Source organism: Vibrio lentus, from assembly GCF_002875945.1.
Taxonomy (GTDB): Bacteria; Pseudomonadota; Gammaproteobacteria; order Enterobacterales; family Vibrionaceae; genus Vibrio; species Vibrio apostichopi.
The window spans coordinates 1-2,602 of sequence record NZ_MCZK01000032.1; the positions used below are offsets into that span (position 1 = coordinate 1).

General features: G+C 33.5%; 1 protein-coding gene. It reads left to right on the top strand.

Annotated elements, in window-relative coordinates; translation table 11 throughout:
• Positions 1-23 precede the first annotated feature (23 nt).
• A partial coding sequence (locus BCT49_RS02680; RefSeq protein WP_133151635.1) for an SIR2 family protein occupies positions 24-2,602 on the top strand: 2,579 nt, incomplete at its 3' end.

Consider the following 2,602-nt stretch of genomic DNA (forward strand, 5'->3'; position numbering starts at 1 on the left):
AATTACGCAACAAAGCCGCTCCGATGTCGTCACCTACTGGTGAAACGAAAGGTGTACCTGATGTAAAAGGCATGCTCCATATCATTGAAGAAACGTTAAATTCTATGCCAGATCTAGCTGACTTCTATTATGAAGAAGTTCCTGAGACTTTATCTGATACAGAAAGATACCAGAGGTCGTTTACATTTCTTTTGCAAAACACTAGCCAAGATGTCATTAACGATGTCATCAGGAAAGCCGTTCTAAAATCAACTCTAAGTGATGAAATTAGTGATGTTAGAGATATTACTTATCTTGAAAATCTACAGAAGAACACTGATGCTTGGGTGATTCCTCCTGCCATTGATGCTTTAGCTAAGATCATTAGCAGTGATAATAAAATATCGGGACCAATACTTACCACAAATTTTGATCCGCTAATGTCAGTGGCATTAAATAAACTAAGTGTAATTAATAGTAGGTTTTTATTACATGGTGATTGCAATATTAATGCACTAGATACCGATGCCGTTCAAGTCGTCCATTTACATGGTTTTTGGACAAATACGGACACATTACATACACCAGACCAGCTAGAATTTGATAGGCCAAAGCTTAGGGCTTCATTAAACTCAATTCTAAATAATAAAACATTGTTAGTGATAGGTTATGGTGGGTGGAGTGATGTATTTACGCGAACTCTTTTCGAATTGATTCAAGATGATCGTTCTAAGATAGATATTATTTGGTGTTTCTATGGTGAAAATGAAGAAAGAGTCAATGAAAGTTATCAAAGTTTAATTGAAAGTGTTGGCCCTGCTATACAACGAGGAAGGTTCCGAGCATATGGTGGAATTGATTGCCACAAATATTTACCTGAGCTTGAAAGTTATATTTTCAATGGAAATAAAGAGGTTGATATAAAGGATAAGTCAAATTTTGAGATTAAAGAGAAGACTGAAAGTTGCGAAGGTCAACTAAATACATTAATAGAAATTGACAATTCATGTTTGCCTCAGTGGAGTATTATAAAAAAATCTGGGCATAGCCATATTCGAGAGTCTGAAAGATCACAAGTCATAGAGTTGTTTCGAGATTATAACTGTGTAAATTTAGTATCAGAGTGGGGGTTGAGTCGCGATGAATTTGTATCGACAATTGTAGAAGATGAATCTAATAGTTACTTCAATGTCCCAATATTTAGAGTGGATATGGAAGGGATTCGATCTAATGAAGAACTAACAGAGTCTATAGAGTCATATTATAGCGTTAAGCTAACCACCTTCATAAATTCATTGCCTGATAGTAATGCTTTAATATATATGGACAATTTTGGTCTTACTTCTAGTTTCGATGAGTATGAATTAGTAGTGGATGAAGTTTTAAAGCTGATTGAAGTTATATCAGATTATAAAGAAAATATCAGGTTTTTGATTGCAAGTGCTAAGCCAGTAAATAATGAAATTCCATACGTTGAAATTAAAAATCTAGAAGAATACGACATTAGGAAGTACATTTCTTACTATAAGAAATCAACAGAAGAGTTTAATGAAAGAGTTTTAGACGGATTAATCCAGTTGTCAAAAGGCGTTCCGGTATTACTTGATAAGTATATAGATGAATTGGAATATTTATCAATTGATGATGTAATAGAATCACATTACTCTCCGGAGTCCTATTCTTCTGATAATGACTATAATAGTGACAGTAAGTTTACTAAAGAGCTAGTTAATAGGGTTAATCTACTAAAAGAAAGTAGTGATCAAGAATCTTTGAGAAGCTATGAGTTACTGAAAATACTGTCAGTATTAGAGCATGGTGATGCATTCAGTAATATTAAGCGCGCACATTCAAAATATGCTTTTAAGCCGGTGCATATTCAAAGACTATATAAACTAGACTTGGTTGATGCAATTTCATCAAGTAATGAAATGTTTAAAAAACATAATGATGATGGTGGTAATAAAGTTTATGTTCTCCCGACTCTAGTGAGAGAGTATGTCTATAGTAATCTCACTACTGAAGATGTTTATGAGATAGCGAATAGCTTAGCAGATATCCACTTAGGTAAACGTTGGAAAGAAGGACGGATAAATTTAAACTCTATCGTAAAAGATCAGTTGAAAAATAATGGGAAGTTGGTAGGTAGTACCAATGTAATACTATTAAATCTATTGAAATGTTCGATAGATCTTGATTCTTCTAGAGGTATTACACAAGCGTTTAACATATCAATCGCTTATTGTAAGAGTTTATCAACGATGAATAAGCACGTAGAGCTATCTAGATTTTGTAGTGACTTAAAGTCATTATCGAAAGATGCTTATCAAATTACCTCCTTTACAATATTACACGTTTATGAAGGTAAGTCGTTGAGGATGCAAGGGAAATATAGTCGCTCTGAGATCCAGCTTAATAAAGCATATGAAGAAATTGAACTATTATCTAAATACGAACAGGCAAATTTATTAATCAATATGACTTATTTGTTTGAAGTTCAGGAAAAGTATGATGAGGCTTTAGATAAAGCAAGGCAAATATTAGATATAGATCCAAGTCACACATTAGCATTGATTTATGTTGCTGAGTATGAAGATAAGGGAGAGGCTTTGTTGCGTAATTC